Genomic DNA, 2449 nt, shown 5'->3' on the forward strand with positions numbered 1-2449 from the left:
GGCTAGCGGCAGTTCCCCGTCCTGCCCCTTCACACGCTTGGTCGTGGTCCCGTTGCGTCGGTTCGTCTGACCGGGAAGCGGTTCCGCTCCGGCCTCGTAGCCCAGATGCGCTGCCAGTTCACCGCCAAGCATTCGCTCCATCAGTCGGATCTTCAGCTGCTTCATCAACCCGGCGTCGCCAAGCAGATCATCAGGACGCTCGCAGCCCTTCAGCAGCTCGTCCAGTAGCTCGTTGGATATTGTCATCGTCCTTGCTCCTCTCAGGAAGCATGGACCGGTTCAGCCATACACAAAAGACCGGACACTCCCNGGACGCTCGCAGCCCTTCAGCAGCTCGTCCAGTAGCTCGTTGGATATTGTCATCGTCCTTGCTCCTCTCAGGAAGCATGGACCGGTTCAGCCATACACAAAAGACCGGACACTCCCGGCGAGACAATGGTCTCTCCATCAGCATCGCGACATCCCGTCTTGCTTGAGATCTGCGCTCGTTCCGGATCCCGTCGAGGAATTTTCGGAACCTTCTCCACTCTGTCACTTTACCGAGAAGACCCAAAAGCAACGATACTGCGAATGAACTATCATCTGACTTCCGAAATCGCCGCATTACCTCCCGGGACGAACGCCATAGTATCGACGGCGGCCCCGACCCACGAGACGGACGATCTGGTCCCTGAACCGAAACGAGAAGAGGGCGGGTCGTTGCGACTGGCCGTCTTAATTCGCCGACTCGCAGCGGCGAGGCCATGGGTCTGCTTCTTCGCGTCGCGCAGCATCTACGAGGAGATCGACGTGGGCGCATTTCCGAAGACAATGATGACAGGCTTCTTGGCGCTTTCCTGCGCATGGCCCACCGCAACCCTTGCGGCCGACATTTCCAGGGACGACGTCAACGCGGCCAGACTGGCCGACCGATCGGATGTCGCTGCGGGCGAACCCAACCCGGTGATGATCAAGGCCCAGATCCTGCTCGACCGGGCCCATGTCTCGCCGGGCGTGATAGACGGCTACGACGGCGAGAACCTGACCAAGGCACTCTCGGCCTACGAGGAAATGCACGACCTGACCGTCGATGGCGAACTCGACGAGGAAGTCTGGAAAACGCTCGGCGGCGAGAAGAACGCCGATCTGCTGGTCGAGTACGAGATCACGGCGGACGATACCGATCAGGACTTCATCGACGAAATCCCCAGCGACTACGAAAAACTCGCCGAGCTCGAGTCGGTGGGCTTCACCAGCATCGAGGAGATGCTGGCCGAACGCCACCATATGGACATCGAACTGTTCAAGGCGCTGAACGATGGCAAGGACATGACCAAGGGCACCACCATCTTGGTGGCCGACATCGGCGATCCGCGGACGGACGGCACGATCGCCCGCATCGAGGCCGACAAGGACCGCGCCCAAATTCGCGCCTATGACGAGGACGACAAGCTGGTCCTCGCCTATCCCGCGACCATCGGTAGCGAAGAGAACCCGTCACCCGAAGGCACGCACCAGATCGAGGCGATTGCCGTAGACCCGACCTATTCGTATCGCCCGAGCAAGAACTTCCAGCAGGGCGAGAACGATGAGAAGCTGACGATCGCGGCGGGCCCGAACAACCCTGTCGGTGACGTCTGGATCGATCTGTCGGAGCCGACCTATGGCATTCACGGCACCTCCGAGCCATCCGAGATCGACAAGACCGCCTCGCATGGTTGCGTGCGGCTGACGAACTGGGACGCCAACGAACTGGCCGAACTCGTCGAGACAGGAACCGACGTCAGGTTCATTGACTGAGGTCTCAGCGCCCGCAATCGCTCGTGCGCCCGAATGTCTCGGAGCTGCGGAGTATCGGTTTTGATTGTCCAGGGCATCGATCGGATACGATACGGCTACCTTCACGGTGAGAAGTCCAGTGCCGCCGCAATCATGCAGAGGACAGCCACTTCCTGGGTGACCGATCACGCCAGAGAACGAGGCCATCGGCAGGACCAAGGCGGCGGGCGATACCCAGATGTCGAACGACCGCTGCTTCGGCGTTCCTCGAACGTTCTCCAATTCAACGAGGTGGACGAGGATCGCGCCGGTGCCGGCACCGACAAGACCGCAAGGAGCTTCAAGACGGGGGGTCGGCGGACTCAACCGCGGGCACACGGCACGATCGTTACGCTCCGGCGATCGTAGTTCGCCGACTCGCGGCTCGAAGTATCAGGGTTGGGTCATCATCGGCGGGACTGTCGTGGGCTTTGGCGGCCCAGCCACCGATCCGGGCGCTGCCTGTTGCGGCTGGCCGGCGCCGTCGGGGCCGCCATTGCGCTGGTCGTACAGGACAAATGCCGTGATACCGGCGCCTACTAGAGCGTCCAGTAATAAGTGTGAATCGGATGGTTCCGCTTGGAGACGTATTCTGATTCCTTGTGTGCGGGAGGATACGCACCATGGGAAGATCGGTTTCATCGGACTTGCG

2 protein-coding genes are annotated in these 2449 nt (G+C 60.9%); one reads left to right on the top strand and one right to left on the bottom strand.

Annotated features, from left to right (window positions below; genetic code table 11):
* Window positions 1–246 (bottom strand): transposase (locus VQ042_RS25240; protein WP_442880242.1); only part of this gene is annotated, 246 nt, incomplete at its 3' end.
* Window positions 247–570: 324 nt separating this feature from the next.
* On the opposite strand from VQ042_RS25240, the gene VQ042_RS25245 reads away from it, so the two are divergent.
* Window positions 571–1779, top strand: a complete 1209-nt coding sequence (locus VQ042_RS25245) for a L,D-transpeptidase family protein (RefSeq protein WP_331822998.1) — start codon at window positions 571–573, stop codon at window positions 1777–1779.
* The last annotated feature ends 670 nt before the right edge of the window (window positions 1780–2449 follow it).

Origin of the sequence: Aurantimonas sp. A2-1-M11 (genome assembly GCF_036549475.1) — a bacterium.
GTDB lineage: Bacteria > Pseudomonadota > Alphaproteobacteria > Rhizobiales > Rhizobiaceae > Aurantimonas.

Bases quoted from the DNA above. Each gene is read 5' to 3' on its own strand.
- VQ042_RS25245 (WP_331822998.1), top strand. From the start codon at position 571: ATGAACTATCATCTGACTTCCGAAATCGCCGCATTACCTCCCGGGACG.